Genomic DNA, 18,364 nt, shown 5'->3' with positions numbered 1-18,364 from the left:
AAGGTCATAACGTTTGTATCGCCTCCACCACGGTATCCAGCAGGAGAGTCAGATCTTCTTCTTCGATAGACAAAGGAGGAGATAGTGTAATGACATTGTTAAAGCCGGCTACTGTCATCCCATTTTTGCCAATGATTACTCCTTTGTTCTTACAATAAGCGATGATTTGGTTGACTTTCTCAACAGCCAATGGTTCCATCTTTTCCTTACTTTCAACCATCTCAATACCGATGAGCAACCCCTTCCCTCTCACATTGCCCACATGCCTATGGTTTTGAAGACGCGTGTTCAAATCATTTTTCGCTGCCTCTCCTAATTCCCGTGAACGCTCAAACAAGTTTTCTCTTTCCATAATCTCAATATTTTTGAGTGCAACCGCACAAGCCGCTGGATGACCTCCGAAGGTATTGATGTGACGGAAGAAATCATACGTATCGTCTCCACAAAATGCTTCATATACTTCCCGTTTGACTGCCGTCGCTGAAAGAGGAAGATACGCACTTGTAATCCCTTTCGCCATCGTAATGATATCGGGCTTCACCCCATAGTTCATAAAACCGAACGGCTTTCCTGTACGTCCGAAACCACAGATCACTTCATCGACAATCATGAGAGCTCCGTGCTTTTCACAAATGGCTTGAACCTCTTTCATATACTGTTCTGGCGGTACAATGACACCACCACCAGTAATGATCGGCTCCATGATTACACCAGCAATCGATTCACTATATTCCCATGTCATCACATCGTCGATTTCCTTTGCTCCAAAGCGGTCTTTTTCATTATGGTCATTCCGGTACTCATCAGGTGGAGCGACATGCAAAAAACCAGGGCCTAGAGGTTCGTACTTGTATTTGCGCTGCGCCTGCCCCGTGGCAGCTAACGCGCTTGTGGAATTTCCATGATATGCGCGATATCTTGAAATGAATTTCGTCCGGTAGTGATCCCCTTTTTGCTGATGATATTGTCGAACCATTTTAAACGCAGCTTCATTTGCCTCCGATCCACTGTTTGAGAAAAAGACGACATAATCATCACCAAGCAGCTGATTGATTTTTTCTCCTAATTGAATCGCAGCTTCATGACTTTGCGTAAGTGGCATATAAGAAAGATCCTTGATCTGTTCATAAGCTGCTTTCGCAAGCTCCTCCCGCCCATAACCAACGTTCACACACCATAAGCCTGACATCGCATCCAAATATCGGTTACCGTCTATATCGGTGATCCAGGAACCTTTGGCACTTTTGGCTATCATTGTCGCATCAGGGTTATAGGGCTTCATGGAGTGCCATACATACTTCTCGTCTTTTGAAAGCATTTCGCTTTTTACATCAGCTTTAGTCAACGGAGATTCCTCCTCAATGGTCTTTTGTTAGAATTATCTTAATTATCTAATATTTGAGGCGTGCTTTCATTAGACATTGTGTCAAACAGTCATCTCCCCACTTTCACATAATGACAAGAGAGCTTATTAAACAATATGGCAGTATTGTTGAAGACTTGATTTCGAGACGTTTGTGGGAGTTTAGGGCTCCGGGAAAAGGTTCGCTTTCCGTGGGCGAGTGATGAGCCTCCTCGAGCTAACGCTCTGCGGGGTCTCATCTACCACGCACTTCCCACAGGAGTCTCACCGTTTCCCTCCGCCCCTTTGCCATACGAGGTTCTCAAAATCCCTTTAACAGTAACCTGCCGAGCTCTGTAATGAAGGCCTGTTCACCCACGCCGACATAGGGTTGTTTTAACCATGCATCCTGCACAAATAAAGCGTGGGAACAGGGTCTGGGAAACGTCCGCATGAAAAACGAATGGAGACACGAACATGTGTGTTTTTCTACTGACTGATTCAAAGCACTGCAAATCGTCGTTTCCCTGACCCCGTATCCATGGCCAGGAATTGTCATTCATTATTTCAACTGGGCAAGGCTTTCTTTAAGGATGCGCGGTATGTGCTCCTTGCGCTCCCGCGGAAAGCGAGCTATTACCCGCAGCCCCCATCCACACAACAAAAGCCTCGAAACTGAGTCTTCCACAATCGGGAGCTTGAGTTGGAAAAGGATAATAAAAAAACACTTATTCGAAAAGCGAATAAGTGCTTGAAGTAGCTTGGTTAGGTGACGGCTCTTTGGTATTCGTAGGCTAGGAGAGCAAACTCGATGACCTGTCTTTTTTCACATTCCATAAAATCAGGTCCCAGCAGTTTTTCTAACTTCTCCAGGCGATGATATAACGTCTGACGGACAACAAAAACTTTGGAAGCGGTTTCTTTTTTAGATCCATTGCACGCCAAATAAACCCTTAATGTCTCAAGGAGGTTCGTGTTATTCTTTTCATCATACTTAATAATCGGTTCTAAGTACTCTTCAACTAATCCATCAAGGTTGCTGTGTTGATGGACGAGTGAAATTAATCGGTACATGTGTAAGTCATCGTAAAAAAATTTGGACTGACTTTCCGGGAGCTTCTCCTGTAAAGTCAAAGTTTCCTGTGCCGTTTGAAAGCTTTCATGCAACTTGTACAGGTCTTTCACGTATTTACCAACAGCGATTTGAAAAGAGGATATGCATGAATCATTCAAGAGGCTGATTTTCTGTAGTCGCTCAACCCCGCGTTTGACTCGCTTCTTCCAATCTTCAGCTTCTTTCCGATTCAACAGAATGAAAGTAAGCTGATGCCGCTTCTCTACCGGAAAAACATAATAACCGTTCTGGTCAAAAATATTGTGGATGAGCATGTTCATATAGGTGACGTCAGGGTTGGATTTCTGTCTGTCCACCATATTCAACTTAATGGTAAGTACAATCGCCCCTTTTACAGTTTTATCCAGTTTGTAGACGGCAAGTCTGTCACGAATCTCCTCTTCTTCATGCTCTCCCTGCAGCCACTCTGTCAGCCACTCTGTTTCTTTTGCTTTTCTTTTTTCTTCCGTATAAAGTTCTCTTAATAAGTATTGCGCAAGCGCAGTCCCCGTCCTGTCCAATAATAAAGACTCGAATTCACCGAACTCTCTACGGTTGGACAATAAGTAAATATTCGCAAATTCCCGATCGAATACTTGCACCGGCTGTTTTAAAACTCTTCTCGATCCCCCATCTGGCTTGCCGAGCTCCATCAATACTTGCTCGCGTTCTTTCTCTCTCAAGGCTGGGATCGTGACGACCGTATGATCCTTGGCAATATAGACGAGCTGGCAATTCACATATTGCTGCAAGTTTTTTAGAATCTCAAAGTAGTTATCAATGGATAACAACCGTTTATTCAGCCGTTGCGAATAATCTTCTAAATTCGTAATGAATTCGTATTGCTGATTGATGAGATCCGCATGAATATCTTGAGTAATTTCCACAAAAGAAACTTCTTCCCGGAATAAGATGATCGGAAAATCGTTGGCTTCCGCATAATCGATCGCTTCCTGGCGTATGTAATCAACAAAACTCCCGATTTCGATACAAATTCCGGCTACTTCTTTTTCGACTAATTGTTTTAATAAATGGAGAAAAAGCTCATGATCATCCTTCCAGCCAAATCCTGTCGAAAGGACAAGCTCTCCACCTTTCAAGTTCTTTCTCACTTCGATCATTTCAAAAACGTGAACCCATTTGACCAACCGGTCGATCCCCTTCCGACCAGCAATAACTTCAGCAGAAGCGAAATGGTCCCTTTTCAGGATGTTTTCAATCGACATGTGTTCGTTCATTGAATGACCCCTCTTTTAAAGTACAACAATTATTCAGAAAAATCTAATAGATTGTGAGATTTTCTTACAAAAAAGTTTAATAGTCCTAGTGAATCTAACAATTCTCTCAATCTTCATCAAACTGGCAGGTTTATGGAAGACTTGATTTCGAGATTTTCGTGGGTGTTTAGGGGCTCCGGGAAAAGGTTCGCTTTCCGTGGGCGAGTGATGAGCCTCCTCGAGCTAACGCTCTGCGGGGTCTCATCTACCACGTACTTCCCCTTAGATATCCGGTTCCGGCGCCTAGCGGCTAGTGAGACTTCCCTCGCTTCTGTACGATAAGTCAACATCGAATCGCTCCGCTCTTCGTGTTTCCTTTATCTCCTCCAGCTCAGTCCAGTCCATACGCCGCTGACCAAGGCGCCTGCACACTTAAGGTAGGAGTCTCACCGTTTCCCTCCGCCCCTTTACCATATGAGGTTCTCGAAATTGCTCTTAAAGTACCCTGCTTAGTTCTGTGTAAAAATCTTCCTTAACCCACGTCGATATAGGATTCTTAACCATAAAAGCTCCTATTACTGGAAGGTAGTTTCGAGAATCTCTTCCGGCAAGTGGGCGGAGGGGAATGGCGAGACTCCTGCGGGAAAAAAGTGCTTGGTGAGACCCCACAGGAGGCTCACCGCGCTCCCGCGGAAAGCGAGCTATTCCCCGCAGTCCCCATCCACTCAACAAAAGTCTCGAAACTGAGTCTTCCACAATCAGGAGCTTATGTGTAAGATGTAGATGAAATAGAAGAAAGAGGATTGGCGGGGAGCCAATCCTCTTTCTTCTATTTAACACTCTGCTTCTTCTGTTGTTGGACGAGAATGGTAGAGAAATATTTCCTCGTATCCGGGTGCAGGATGTGAAGGCGTTCCTTCTCACTTTTATCAGGTTTGTTTCCTTTATACTCAAACTCCACAAAAGCCCCGCTTAAATTTTCGGTGACTCCACTAATGACATAACCCTGTTCTAATAAGAAATCAATCTTTTCCCGTTCTGCTTCAAACTCACGATGGTCAGACATTTCAATTCCTCCTTGTTAAGCATCTATTTTCCTTGTGGACCCTTCTGTACCTGTCTTGCGTCCCAGCTTTTCTTCTACGAATTTTTCTCCGATAACCCAGTCCCGACCTACGGTTATGCCGAGATATTCATCGTCACTTGGGTTATCGATTTCTGCCTGGGGATGTTTTTTGAAATACCAATGCTTGGCTAATAAGTAATAACATAGGGCACCTACGCCAAATCCGACGAAGAAAGAATAGGTTGAGAACGTATAGGCGAAGGCACTTCCAATGACCCATGAAATAATGCCAGCCCAGTTGATGCCTCCGTCATACCGGAATTGTCCGCCGGGTTTATACAAATCATAGACGTTCATTCTCCGCTTTCTCAATAAGTAGTAATCGGCAAAAATGATTCCTACAATAACAGAGAGAATGGCTGCGGCAATCAATAAAACAGGGATCAATAGGTTAAAAATACTCCATGGCTGGATGACTGTCCCCACTAGACCTGCGATGAAAACGCCGGCCCAGAATGGCAGTTTCGGTCCGCCTACATTTGAAAAGATGGTGGCCGCAGGTACGATGTTGGCTGACACGTTTGTCGACCACTGGGCAAGAACAATCATTAATAGAAGAATTCCGAGGACCAGACCGCTCGCTGACTCCTGCAAAGCGACAACAGGGTCGAAGTTGGAAACAGCAATGTACGATACCGCACCAAGGACGACAATGAATGTTTGTGTTAATGGTAACGCTACAAGACTACCAACTAGAGCACCTTTGTTTCGCTTAATCCAGTTACGCTCATTTTTCGGTGCTTTTATAAAGCGAGAGATGGAAGAAATGTCTGCAGCAAGGGTTGCCCAGTAGCCCATATTTCCGACTACGACTACCACAAATGCTGTAAAAGCAGCTCCTCCGGTGACAGGGCTTTCCACCCATGCCCAAATGTCTCTTCCCTGTTCAGTTGCTGTACCAGCAAGTGTGAAATACATCCACACTCCAATCAAAATGATGATCGGTGCAGCAAGGTCAGCAAATTTTTCTACCGCTTTAATCCCTAATGCCGTATTAAACAGTTGGAATAAAGCAAAAAGAATGTAACAAACGAACCAATTATCAAAACCGAATAAGATGTTTAGAATTCCATTGATAGCGGTTGAACCGAAGAATGTATTAATCCCGAACCACATCGATGCAGCGACCCCGCGGACGACGGAAGGGAAATGGGTACCGAGTGTTCCAAAAGGTGCCCGCATATATACCGGAAATGATATACCATGTTCAATTCCAATATCAGCCGTGACAGTGATTGCAAGACCGATTAGAATCGTTCCCAATAAAGTTCCAAGAACGACCCAGATTAATGAAATTTCCTGCACACCCGCTCCACCAATGGCGAAAGCGGCCAAAACAACAGCCATACCCACCCACATGAATGTAAAGCCAAGGGTACTAATCTTTTTCTCACTGTGCGGGATGGGCATTAAATCCGGGGACATCAAATGATTTGTCTTTTTGTCCATTATTGGACTCCTCCTACCTATACCTGTTTTTTAAAAGGCTGCCCGGCTTTGAATGAAGCGAGGCAGCCTATATTCCATGGCATACGGACAGGTTACTTCTGATAAAGTTCTTCTTTGGAGGATGTCAATTCCCCGTAACGGGAACGTTTCAAATAGTTTCCTTTGCCAAGTTTACCGACAAATTCTTTATTCTTAATGACAAAATCACCACGGGATAATACACTGACCGGTTGTCCCGTCACTTTCATTCCTTCAAAAGGATTGTAATCGGCAGCCATGTGACTCGTTTCAACGGAGATCGTCCGTTCTACACTTGGGTCGAAGATGACAATATCCGCATCTGCGCCGACCGAAATCGTACCTTTTTGTGGGAACAATCCGAATGTCTTCGCGATTTTCGTGGACGTAATGTCTACAAACTCGTTCAGCGAAATTCTTCCTTTTTTCACCCCTTCAGAGAAAAGAATGCTTACGCGATCTTCAATGATAGGCCCACCGTTCGGGATCTTCGTGAAGTCCCCTTTTCCTAAGTCTTTCTGACCTTTAAAGTCAAAGGAGCACTGATCGGAACCAAGTGTTTGCAGATCCCCTGTCTTAAGTGCCTTCCATAATACTTCCTGATGGTGCTTTTCACGAAGTGGCGGAGACCACACATACTTTGCGCCTTCGAAGTTTGGTTTTTCTAAGTAACTTTGATCGAGCACCAAGTATTGCGGGCACGTTTCACCTGTGACGTTATAGCCTTTTTTGCGAGCTTTCGCGATGGCTTCTACCGCCTCTTCACATGTCACGTGAACAACATAAAGCTGGGAGTCAGCAAGTCCTGTTAATTCTGCTGCACGCCCTGTTGCTTCCCCTTCTACTTCAGGCGGTCGCGTCAGTGCATGATAAATCGGATCGGTTTGTCCCGCTTCCAATGCTTTATTAACTAAATGCTCGATCACATCGCCGTTTTCCGCGTGGACCATGACTAAGGCGCCAAGTTTTTTCGCTTGTTCTAAGGTACGGAAAAGGGTGCCGTCATCAGCCTGGAATACATTTTTATAAGCCATGAAAACCTTGAATGATGTAATGCCTTCATCTTCTATGACACTTGGAAGCTGCTCTAGGACACTATCGTTCATTTCACCAATCATCAAATGGAAGCTGTAGTCGATAACGGATTTATCCTTGGATTTCGCGTGCCACTGATCAATGGAATTTTGTAGTGGCTTGCCTTTGTCTGTCAGACAGAAGTCGATGACCGTGGTCGTTCCCCCGTGAGCAGCGGCTATGGTACCTGTTTCAAAGTCATCCTTACTGACCGTTCCCCCAAAAGGCATTTCGAGGTGCGTGTGTGGGTCGATACCACCAGGGAAAATGTAGTTACCTTCAGCATCGACGACCTCAGCTGAAGGATCGGTCAAATCCTGACCGATCAGAGCAATTTTTTCATTTTCAATGAGAATGTCTGCTTTGTACGTATCAGCGGCCGTCACAATCGTTCCATTTTTGATGATTTTCTTCATCCAATCCCTCCGTTAAAATTATTTGATTAAATTGACATCACAAGAAGAGGCGGCACCGATCGCTGCCTGTCTTTCATTCCATGTCATCGGTGGCTTGCCATTCGCATACTCCACCATATCGATCGCACCATCCACTGGACAGACGATGCTGCAAAGGTTACAACCGACACAATCTTCCTCACGCACTTTGAGAATGTCGTTTCCATTGGCATCTTTCAACATATCGATACACTGGTGAGAAGTATCTTCACAAGCGATGTGGCACTTATTACAGTTGATGCATACATCGTTATTGATTTGAGCAACGACCTGGTGATTGAGGTCCAAATTGCCCCAGTCGCTGTACTTCTCTACAGACTTCCCGACAAGATCCATGACGGAATCAATGCCTTTTTCATCAAGATAATTGTCCAGCCCTTCGACCATATCATCGATAATACTGAAGCCGTGGTGCATCGCAGCTGTACAGACTTGGACACCCGTTGCGCCCATGAGCATGAATTCGACTGCTTCTCTCCAGCTCGATACACCACCCATTCCAGAAATCGGAACATTGATTTTCGGATGGCGGGCACATTCCGCGACCATGTTCAATGCAATTGGCTTAACGGCAGGTCCACAATATCCGCCGTGTGCCCCATTGCCAGCAACGTTCGGAATTGTATCCCATGAATCAATGTCGACCCCAGCGAGACTGTTGATCGTGTTAATCATACTGACCGCATCAGCTCCACCATTAACGGCCGCTTCTGCTGTGAAAGTAATGTCGGTAATATTAGGTGTGAGTTTTACGATGACAGGCGTTTGGGCGACTTCTTTCGCCCACATGGTCTGCTTCTCAACAAGCTCTGGAACCTGCCCGGAGGCTGCCCCCATGCCGCGTTCTGCCATCCCGTGCGGACAGCCGAAGTTCAACTCCAGCCCATCCACCCCGACATCTTCGACACGTTTCACAATTTCATGCCATTTTTCCTGAGTCGGTTCAACCATCAATGAAGCAATGATCGCATGGTCTGGAAACCTTTTTTTCGTTTCGTAAATTTCTTTCAAGTTCACTTCTAATGGACGGTCTGTGATCAGCTCAATATTATTGAAACCAGCCACTTGTTTTCCATTAAACCCTACGGCCGCAAAACGGGAGGACACGTTTAAGATTGGTTCACCCAACGTTTTCCAAACGGCACCACCCCATCCAGCTTCAAAGGCGCGCTGGACCTGGTAGCCCGAGTTTGTTGGAGGCGCAGAGGCGAGCCAGTATGGATTCGGAGATTTGATTCCTGCAAGATTCAAACTTAAGTCAGCCATGTATGTTCCTCCTTGTTGAAAGATTTGTAGGCGCTCGTCGGCTCAGGTGCCAGTTGTTTGTGGATCGCCATCGCTGCTTCTTTTCCTTGTTGGGCGGCTGTTACAACCATCGCTTCTCCCTGCCCTTTGGCAAAGATGACATCACCCGCTGAAAAAACTTTCGGATTCGATGTTTGCAATGTTTCTGGATCGACTGTGACAACGCCACCTTCATGATCCAGCCCAAACCCTTCAATAAGATCGGTATAACGGCTTTGACCAATCGCTTTAATGACAGCATCCACTTCCATGACAAATTCAGAATTTTCAACAGGAGACGGTCTGCGGCGGCCATCCGCATCCGGTTCACCGAGGGCCATCTTCACGCATTTTAAGTGTGTGACTTTCCCGTTTTCATCACCAATGATTTCAACAGGTTGTGTGAGCCAGTTGAATTCGACATCATCCTGCTTTGCAAAGTCATATTCGAACTCATACGCGGTCATTTCATTCCTCGTCCGGCGGTAAACGATCTTCACATCACCAGCACCTTTTCGAGCGGCACAAGTCGCAGCATCAATGGCTGTGTTACCGGCGCCGACAACGACGACATTTTTCCCAAGAAGTTCGTCGGTGATCGGTCCAGACTTCGTACTTTTCACAAAATCAATGGCGTCATGCACACCATCCAGATCCTCTCCATCAATGCCGAGCATCGGAACATTCCCCATTCCGATCGTCAACACAATCGAATCATAATCATTGGTCAACTCATCAAAAGAAACATCTGTGCCTACCCTTGTGTTGGTGCGGATTTCAACATCCAGCTTTTCGACTTGGTCGACTTCCCAGCGGGAAATATCCTGTGGAAGACGGAAAGAAACAATCCCGTAGGTATCAAGTCCACCCGCTTCCGCTTCGGCTTCAAAAATCGTTACATCATAACCGAACCTGGCGAGTTCCCTGGCTGCCGATAACCCGGCAGGTCCGCCGCCGACAACCGCAACTTTTTTACCGTTTTTCTTGCCAGGCTTGAACAATAATTGTTCGTTTTTAATTGCCCAGTCTGTTGCGAATCGTTGTAAATCTCCAATCAAGATCGGTTCAGTGGAATGGTTCAAAACACAGGCTCCTTCGCACAACTCTTCCGTCGGACAAACACGGGCGCAAGTCGCTCCGACAGGGTTGGACGACATGATGGTCGTTGCCGATCCTTTCAAGTTCCCGGATGCGATCTTCTTAATGAATTTCGGGATATCGATACCTGTGGGACAAGCCTGGATACAAGGAGCATCGTAACAATATAAACAGCGGTTCGATTCTTCCATCGCTTCCTGAGCATTCAGCCCGTCATGGACTTCCTCGAAGTTCACCTTCAAATTTTCCAATGAAATCCCTTTGCTCTTTAACTGGGTCAAGGTGTTTCCCTCCTTTAATAAAAGAGAGGCTTTTAGTTAGGCCTCTTAATAAAAAAGTTCCACATAGAGAAAATGGTTCATTTTCTTTTGCTCTATGCAGAACTTCTACTTTGTGTCTGATGGATAGGTTTTAAGGGAGAAGCTCAACCATGTTCTCGTAAGTTTCCGGACGGCGGTCGCGATAGAACTGCCATGTGTCACGTACTTCACGGATAAACTTCTTGTCCATTTCTGCAACGAGGACTTCGTCTTGGTCGCGGCTGGCAGTTTCAACAAAGTTTCCGCGTGGGTCGACAAGATAGGACTGTCCATAAAATTCACCCATGTTCCACGGTCCTTCATAACCGACACGGTTAATAGCGCCAAGGTAATACCCATTGGCTACCGCATGAGCAGGCTGCTCAAGTTTCCATAGGTACTCAGAAAGCCCAGCTACAGTGGCTGATGGGTTGAAGACCACCTCTGCCCCGTTTAACCCTAGTAATCTAGCACCCTCAGGGAAATGGCGGTCATAACAGATGTAGACGCCGACTTTCGCAAAGGCCGTATCGAACACCGGGTATCCGAGGTTTCCTGGCTTGAAGTAATACTTTTCCCAGAACCCGTGCCCCTTGTCGCCGACAGCGACTTGTGGAATGTGGTGTTTGCGGTATTTTCCTAGATAAGAGCCATCTGCATCGATGACGGCCGCTGTGTTGTAATACGTTGAAATCCCCTCTTTTTCATAGATAGGAAGAACAATCACCACGCCCAGCTCTTTTGCGAGTTCTTGGAAACGTATCGTTGTAGGACCATTTGGAATTTCTTCCGCTGAGTCGTACCACTTCGGATTTTGTTCTGAACAAAAGTAGGGGCCATAGAAAATTTCTTGAAGGCAAATGATCTGCGCCCCTTTTTCCGCTGCTTCTTTTACTAGTTTGATATGTTTTTCAATGGAGTGCTGTTTATGAACCTCTACAGGCTCACTCCCATCCACATCATGCGAAGCTTGGATTAAACCAATTTGGACTTTATCAGACACTATAATTCCTCCTTATGTAATCCTTTTTTGTTGTCCATTCACCTTGAAACCAAATCCCCCAAGATTGTGATTTCTTAAATCAAGGCTCACCACTTTTGATTGAATTTTCTTTATTTACTGAATTTTAAAATAACTAATTTTACTTTACATCATAAAATGAAAAATTCCATTATACATAATGTTAAATGTTGCATTCTGCGTTTAGATTTTTTGTAAGATCGGCAGGAAATTTGTGGATGCTATAGTAGGAAGTGCACGGAATTTTCAGAATTCCGCGCACCTATAAAAGTCAGTACCAGCGTTGTGTCAGCATTTTACGCTTCGTATAGAAGTTGAGTCCATCTTTACCATTGGCATGGAGATCGCCATAGAAGGACTTTTTATTTCCAGAGAACGGGAAGAACGCCATTGGTGCTGGAACGTTGACGTTGACACCCAGCATTCCGGCATCCATCTCTTCTCTGAACTGTTGAACGGCTTTCCCGCTTGACGTGTAGATGACAGCGCCATTAGCAAATTCAGATTTATTGGCCGTTTCGATCGCCTCATCGAGCGTATCAGCACGAACGATACTAAGAACCGGGGCAAAGATCTCATCTTTCCAAATCTTCATCTCATCGCTGACGTAGTCAAAGATTGTCGCACCAAGGAAATAACCAGACTCATTTTCACGAAGCTCTACTCTCCCATCACGGACAAGCTTCGCATTATCCTGTTCTCCAGCTTCAATATAGCTGAGAACACGCTCACGGTGGGAGTCACGGATCAATGGCCCGAGGTTTGTTTCCTCGTCTAACCCATTTCCTACATTTAATTGATCAGCCGCTTCTTTTAATTTGGCGACAAGGGCATCACCCACATCGCCGACGGCTACAACAACAGAACAAGCCATGCAGCGCTCTCCCGCGCTTCCGAAAGCAGCATTGATGATTCCTTCGACCGACTTGTCTAAGTTACAATCCGGAAGAACGATGGAGTGGTTCTTCGCTCCAGCGAGCGCTTGAACTCGCTTGCCGTGGTTGGCAGCCGTTTTGTACACATATTCCGCAACAGGCTGAGAACCGACGAAGGAAATGGCGTCGACTTCCTCATGCTCAAGCAATCCGTTTACAACGTCATGGGCACCGTTGACGACATTGAGGACGCCTTTCGGAAGACCCGCTTCATGAATAAGTTCAACGAGCATTTTCGCGAGGATCGGCGTGCGTTCTGATGGTTTCAATACAAATGTATTTCCACATACGATCGCAAGCGGGAACATCCATAATGGCACCATCATCGGGAAGTTAAACGGGGTGATCCCCCCAACGACGCCCACCGGATAGCGGTACATTCCAGAGTCTATCCCTTCTGCAATGTCTGGAAGAACATCCCCCATCATAAGACTTGGTGCGCCAGCTGCGAATTCGACACATTCAATACCCCGCTGCACTTCACCTGTCGCATCTTTCATAGTTTTTCCATTTTCCTGTGTGAGTGCTTTGGCCAGCTCCTCACGATTTTCCACTAGTAACTGGTGATACTTGAACATCACTCTGGCCCGCTTCGGTACCGGCACCTTTTTCCACGTCTTGAATGCCTCTCTCGCTGATTGGACCGCTTTATCTACATCCTCTTTCGTTGAAATGGGAACTTGTGCAATGATCTCTCCTGTCGCAGGATTGGGTACGTCCTCCACTTGCCCGTTTTCCGACGAAACCCACTCGCCTCCAATGAAGTTCTGAATGGTTACCTGATTCTTCTTCGAGAAAGTTGTCTCCATTTTTTCACCTCTACTCGTAGATTCTGTTCCTTTACACCCTTCAAATATATTATAAATTCAGAAAATTTCTACATCAATGGACGAAGTGTCAAATCAAAAACCTCCCATTTTGACATAATGACCTTTTGGAAGAAGCTATTTGATATTTGGATAATACTGGATGACCTGGGCATCCTAATATTGGGTGACCAGGTCATCCAGTATTTTACATATAGGAGGGATTTTGTGAGCAATCAGAAGAAGGAGATTCAGCCGAAGCAGCATCAGGAACGGCAACCAGGGTTTGAACATGAAATGAAGCCACTTCCGGAATACGTGGATCCAAACTATAAAGGAAGCGATAAATTAAAAGGAAAAGTGGCTGTGATTACTGGTGGAGACAGCGGTATAGGGCGTGCGGTCAGCCTTTACTTCGCCAAGGAAGGCGCGGACGTTGCTGTCTTATACCTCAACGAACAGGAAGACGCTGAGAAGACGAAGCAGTTGATTGAATCGGAAGGTCGCACATGCCGCCTTTATAATGGAGATATCGGCAGTGCAGCGTTTTGTGAAGAAACCGTCCGGCGAATCAAAACTGACTTTGGAACGATTGATGTTCTCGTAAACAATGCGGCGATGCAGTTTCCACAAAAAGATCTAACTGCCATCACGAATCAGCAGCTGGAGAAGACCTTTCGCGTGAATTTCTTTTCTTATGTATATATGGCTAAGGCCGTCCTCCCTCACTTACAAAAAGGAAGCACGATCATTAACACTTCATCAGTCACTGCATATGAGGGAAATGAACAGTTGATTGACTACTCTTCAACCAAAGGAGCCATAACCACATTCACGCGTTCTCTCGCCAAGTCCTTGGTAGATAAAGGTATACGCGTCAACGGCGTCGCGCCTGGTCCGATTTGGACACCTTTGATTCCTGCAAGTTTTGATAAGCAAAAAGTAGCGGAGTTCGGTTCCACCAACCCGATGGGTCGTCCAGGGCAGCCGTATGAGCTTGCTCCTGCCTATGTTTATTTAGCAAGCCAAGATTCCAGCTACGTGACAGGACAAATGATCCATGTCAACGGCGGCATACCTGTCAACGGTTAAAAGCACGTTCTCTATAAAAAGAGCGGTCCCAAACCCAAAAGGCTGAGGGACCGCTCTTTCTATATATTTTTCACCATCATCATCATTGCAGGTCTACTTTTAGTTTCTCCCCTTCTACCAACACGTTTCCTTCTTCGTCCAAAACATCACTGGTTTCGATCCGCATAGACTCTAATTCTTTCCAATCATGCTCAAGAACAAACCCCATTTGTCCGACACGTGTTTCACCAGGTTCATATACCCCTTTTAGCTTTTCCAAATAAAAGTCGTCCTTGAACCCCAACTTCTCCCCGGTATTCGTCTTCAAGACTTCCACAGGCGCTAAATTCACTTTCTGATCTCCAGTATTTTTTATAGCTACGGTGAACTTGATATAATTAAAGTTTGTTTCATTATGAGTATAGGCATGGAAATAATCCACCAAGTCAGGTGAAGGAGAATAATTGAGCACTTTGACGTCCTTAACCGCCATTTGGACCGGTCCTACTTCTATATACTTCTCCATCTTCTTAATAGCTTTAAGAGCTAGCCGCCCATCCATGTCTTCTACCTGGTTCCCTACTTCCTTTAAATCCTGATCATCGGGAGCTTGGGGATTATTTTTATACTTCGTTTGTTCTGGAATTTCAAATAAGGGAGATTGTCCCTCCGACTCATTCCCTTCTCCAGCCACATGGTTTGAACACCCTGTGAGAATAATGGAAATGGTTAAACTCAATAATAGCAACAAACGTTTCAACGTTTATCTCTCCTTTTTCCAAAAAAGCCTCCCTAAGAAAGGGAAGCTTTTTCAATTATTTATGTGCCTGCTTTTTCATTTTTCCATTCTCCATCAAGTTCATGACCTTTTGTCCAACTTCGTGGTTATCATGAAGTCCTGCGAATTGTTGAGACTGAGGACCATAACCGTACACAATCACATCTTCCCCCGTATGGCCGCCGGTTGTCCATCCTGTACCGGAGCGAATATCAAAAATGTGCTCAATCGCATTATCAATCTCCGTCACTGATCCATTTTCTGCTGCATCTTTCACGGATTGGACTTCATCGTCCGTCAAGTCAAGATCCACGTACTGTTCTAACGTTTTTTCGACTCCAGCTCCTTCTGAGATTTCTGCAGCCATAAAGTCAGGTGTACGTTTCGCAGCTTTCAAAGGTTCAGGATTCCACTGATATTCTCCATCCCGCCCCATAGCCATTCCACCTGTAGAGTGGTCTGCTGTCGTAACAACTAATGTATTCTTATTGTTCTTCGCAAACTCAATGGCTTCTTCATAAGCAGCTTCAAAGTCCTGCATATCGCTCATAGCCGCTACTACATCATTATCATGACCCGCCCAGTCGATCTGACTGCCTTCAACCATCAGGAAGAAACCATCTTTGTCCTCGCTCAGCCTGTCCAATGCTGAAGAAGTCATTTCCTCCAAAGAAGGAGCATCTGAAGACCGGTCAATCATCTTATCCATGCCTTTAGGAGCGAACAAACCAACGATTTGATCATTAGAATCTTCCATAAGTTCCTCACGAGACTCCACATAGCTGTATCCATCTTTCTGGAAATCATTGGTCAGGTCACGATCTTCCCTTTTAAAATAAGTAGTTCCTCCACCGAGCAGCACATCAATCTTGTGTTCACCATTTACTTTTTCATCAAAGTAATCATCAGCGATATCATTATAATTGTGGCGGGATTCATCATGAGCACCGAATGAAGCAGGTGTAGCATGATTTACTTGAGAAGTCGCTACAAGGCCTGTTGCTTTGCCTTTTTCCTTCGCCAACTCGAGAGCGGTTTTCACTTCATTCTTCTGCATGTCCACAGCAATTGCATTGTTGTAGGTTTTAATTCCAGCTGCCATTGAAGTTGCAGCGGCAGCGGAATCCGTGATGCTCTCTTCTGGATCCCAGGAATAGGTCTCCTGCATCCCGATTAAATGTTCATCGAATGCCGTGTTTTCCGTATAAGGAGTAGAAGGATCATCTTTGAAGTAACGGTAAGCGGATGTATAGTTAGGTCCCATACCATCTCCAATTAGAAAAATAATGTTCTCTACCTTTCCTTTATCCTCTTTAGGTTTTGCAAGAACCTCTTCGTTAAAAGTAAAAGCAGAACCTCCTAGAATTAAAGATGTAGTTAGAGCCACAGGCAATAGTTTTTTCATATACTTTTTGCTAAACAACTTTATTCCTCCTCGTTATATGTCGATGCAATACGCATATTACTTGGAGAATATGAAACAATGGTTAAAAAACTGTAAATCTAGCGTAAATTAACAAATTAAGACAATTGGATCAGGTACATTGTTTGGAATTTAATTATCACCGAATGATAGGTTAAGCGTGGTATAATAGGTCAAAATCTAATCAAAAAAGGTGTGAAATCATGACCAAAAGCTTTTGTCACTGCTTTAGTAACAAGGAAGAGATTAATCGAGGAATCGAAGATAAGTGTACATACCTCGCCTTTTGTGTCGTCTCTGGTGAGCACGGAGCTGTAGAGTTCAGTTTCCGTACCAGTTATATCGACAGTGATTCGGAAGCGCCCTTCAGGAAATTTTACGACGTAGGCGAGGAACTTGAGGAGGATAACAAGACATCAAGAAAAATAAGGGTCCACAGCAAACATCCGCTTGCCCACAGTGATGCGGAGCCAACAGAAAAATCTTTCTTACGATCTTCTGAACGCTTCTACTCCTATAAAATCGGACTTGATTTACATAAGCTTCAATCTTTTAAAGACAACCCGGACAAATACTTAAGAACCATCCATTCAAAAAAACTGTACGATGAACTGAAGGCTGTCTATAAAAACATTTTTAAATATCCACCTGATGCATTAAAAGATGATCACTGGGTGGTACTCGTAGATTAACCTCATTTTCCATGTAGGATTTTCACGGAAACCGGAGTACATATTGGACGTTCACACACCAGCCAGATATAACATAGGCTATTGAGGATATAAAGTAAAGACAGGGGGAAAATGAATGTACTCCAATTTTAACCATGTCCCTTATGGTTATGGGTATCCCTACGGGGCAAATCCCTACCACCCTTATTCTCGTTATGCCTACCCTCAAGCCTATGGAACTTACCCAAACTACTATGGCTATGGTGTAAGACAACCGGTGCGCGGCCAGGCCACCTGGACAGAGGGCGGAGAAGTGACCAAATGTGGAATTCCATGGTCGAATAACCGATACATGACGGCTGCTGTCGGTCAGAATTCACCTTACCAATGCGGGCAGACGATTAAAGTGAAAAACCTTGCTAATCAACGGGTCGTTTTAGTCACGGTCGTCGATCAAGTCCCTAACTTCCCGGAAAATAAAATAAACCTTCACAGAAAAGCCTTTGAAACATTAGGGGCAAGTGTGGATCTTGGTGTCATCAATGTAGAAATCACACCGAACCCTCAATTAGAAGAAGAAAAATGGGGGAAATACCTTTTAGAGATCGCTCAATCGGCCTACCCGAATTATAATGCTACAGATTACAGTAAAGTAAGCCAAACCCAGCAGAATGGTAACATAAAGGAAGTTTACAAGTTTGTTATGGAATCCCCTCAGGAAACAATGAGCATCGAAGGGGCGGTCATCTATAATCCAACAACAGACCGCATCATTTCCATCAACTTCAAGGAAGTATCATAAGGTTCAATATATTTTAAGAGACAGCATTTATCTGTCTCTTTTCTTATGAAAAAAAGCAGATGATGACATCCTATAAAAAAAGAAATGACGCAGCCTCTCCCTGGATGAGAAACTACGCCATTTCGGCACTTAGTATGGATGATTCCGATTGGGCTCGAACCAACGACCTCCACCCTGTCAAGGTGGCGCTCTCCCAGCTGAGCTACGGAATCGTATGTAGAATTTTGTCGGCTGTCTTGCTGACAAATAATAATATACTACGGAACAAATAAAGTGTCAATGAAATTTTAAGAGTTTTTTAAGTTCATGTAAAAGTAGCTTTTTATCCTTGCCATAATCGGTCATACTAAGAAACATACACTATATACGAGGAAGTAGGTT

The 18,364-nt window shown here is 44.8% G+C and carries 14 protein-coding genes and 1 tRNA gene; 3 read left to right on the top strand and 12 right to left on the bottom strand.

Features of this window, described 5'->3' with window-relative positions:
* Nucleotides 1–4 precede the first annotated feature (4 nt).
* The 9 genes from ACJA3J_RS06885 to ACJA3J_RS06845 form a co-directional block, all read right to left on the bottom strand.
* Nucleotides 5–1,345 (bottom strand): aspartate aminotransferase family protein, encoded by a 1,341-nt coding sequence (locus ACJA3J_RS06885; RefSeq protein WP_089653983.1) that lies wholly within the window; start codon nucleotides 1,343–1,345, stop codon nucleotides 5–7.
* A gap of 762 nt (nucleotides 1,346–2,107) precedes the next feature.
* Complete coding sequence (locus tag ACJA3J_RS06880) at nucleotides 2,108–3,694, bottom strand: PucR family transcriptional regulator (RefSeq protein WP_089653982.1); 1,587 nt, start codon at nucleotides 3,692–3,694, stop codon at nucleotides 2,108–2,110.
* 808 nt (nucleotides 3,695–4,502) lie between these two features.
* Complete coding sequence (locus ACJA3J_RS06875; RefSeq protein WP_089653981.1) at nucleotides 4,503–4,739, bottom strand: hypothetical protein; 237 nt, start codon at nucleotides 4,737–4,739, stop codon at nucleotides 4,503–4,505.
* 15 nt (nucleotides 4,740–4,754) lie between these two features.
* On the bottom strand, nucleotides 4,755–6,248 hold the full coding sequence (locus ACJA3J_RS06870; RefSeq protein WP_115825112.1) for an NCS1 family transporter: 1,494 nt from the start codon (nucleotides 6,246–6,248) through the stop codon (nucleotides 4,755–4,757).
* A gap of 92 nt (nucleotides 6,249–6,340) precedes the next feature.
* Nucleotides 6,341–7,756 carry a dihydropyrimidinase gene (gene hydA, locus ACJA3J_RS06865; RefSeq protein WP_089653979.1) on the bottom strand — a complete coding sequence of 472 codons (1,416 nt, stop codon included), beginning with the start codon at nucleotides 7,754–7,756 and terminating at the stop codon, nucleotides 6,341–6,343.
* Between the two features lie 18 nt (nucleotides 7,757–7,774).
* Nucleotides 7,775–9,061, bottom strand: a complete 1,287-nt coding sequence (gene preA, locus ACJA3J_RS06860) for an NAD-dependent dihydropyrimidine dehydrogenase subunit PreA (protein WP_406945835.1) — start codon at nucleotides 9,059–9,061, stop codon at nucleotides 7,775–7,777.
* Nucleotides 9,049–10,458, bottom strand: coding sequence for an NAD(P)-dependent oxidoreductase (locus ACJA3J_RS06855; protein ID WP_089653977.1), 1,410 nt, complete (start codon nucleotides 10,456–10,458; stop codon nucleotides 9,049–9,051). Before ACJA3J_RS06855 ends, preA begins: the two co-directional genes overlap by 13 nt.
* A gap of 130 nt (nucleotides 10,459–10,588) precedes the next feature.
* A complete protein-coding gene (locus ACJA3J_RS06850; RefSeq protein WP_089653976.1) occupies nucleotides 10,589–11,479 on the bottom strand; it encodes a nitrilase-related carbon-nitrogen hydrolase in 891 nt (296 codons plus the stop codon).
* Between the two features lie 289 nt (nucleotides 11,480–11,768).
* Nucleotides 11,769–13,241 (bottom strand): CoA-acylating methylmalonate-semialdehyde dehydrogenase, encoded by a 1,473-nt coding sequence (locus tag ACJA3J_RS06845; RefSeq protein WP_089653975.1) that lies wholly within the window; start codon nucleotides 13,239–13,241, stop codon nucleotides 11,769–11,771.
* A 225-nt stretch (nucleotides 13,242–13,466) separates the two neighbouring features.
* Between ACJA3J_RS06845 and ACJA3J_RS06840 the strand changes: the two genes are divergently transcribed.
* Complete coding sequence (locus tag ACJA3J_RS06840; RefSeq protein WP_244157242.1) at nucleotides 13,467–14,330, top strand: SDR family oxidoreductase; 864 nt, start codon at nucleotides 13,467–13,469, stop codon at nucleotides 14,328–14,330.
* Nucleotides 14,331–14,412: 82 nt separating this feature from the next.
* On the opposite strand, the gene ACJA3J_RS06835 is transcribed toward ACJA3J_RS06840, so the two are convergent.
* Entirely contained in the window at nucleotides 14,413–15,069 is a 657-nt protein-coding gene (locus ACJA3J_RS06835; protein ID WP_089653973.1) for a hypothetical protein, read from the bottom strand.
* Nucleotides 15,070–15,124: 55 nt separating this feature from the next.
* A complete protein-coding gene (locus ACJA3J_RS06830; RefSeq protein WP_089653972.1) occupies nucleotides 15,125–16,510 on the bottom strand; it encodes an alkaline phosphatase in 1,386 nt (461 codons plus the stop codon).
* Nucleotides 16,511–16,713: 203 nt separating this feature from the next.
* Between ACJA3J_RS06830 and ACJA3J_RS06825 the strand changes: the two genes are divergently transcribed.
* The gene (locus tag ACJA3J_RS06825) at nucleotides 16,714–17,202 is read left to right on the top strand and encodes a hypothetical protein (protein WP_089653971.1); all 489 of its coding nucleotides are present in this window, start codon (nucleotides 16,714–16,716) and stop codon (nucleotides 17,200–17,202) included.
* A 115-nt stretch (nucleotides 17,203–17,317) separates the two neighbouring features.
* Complete coding sequence (locus ACJA3J_RS06820) at nucleotides 17,318–17,983, top strand: DUF3889 domain-containing protein (RefSeq protein WP_406945834.1); 666 nt, start codon at nucleotides 17,318–17,320, stop codon at nucleotides 17,981–17,983.
* Nucleotides 17,984–18,122: 139 nt separating this feature from the next.
* Here the strand turns inward: ACJA3J_RS06820 and ACJA3J_RS06815 are convergent.
* A tRNA-Val gene (locus ACJA3J_RS06815) sits at nucleotides 18,123–18,195 on the bottom strand.
* Nucleotides 18,196–18,364: the final 169 nt, after the last annotated feature.

Origin of the sequence: Halobacillus sp. SY10 (assembly GCF_045401165.1) — a bacterium.
Taxonomy (GTDB): Bacteria; Bacillota; Bacilli; order Bacillales; family Halobacillaceae; genus Halobacillus; species Halobacillus aidingensis.
Note: the sequence above shows the minus strand (reverse complement) of the source record. Positions and strands in the feature narration are given on the sequence as shown.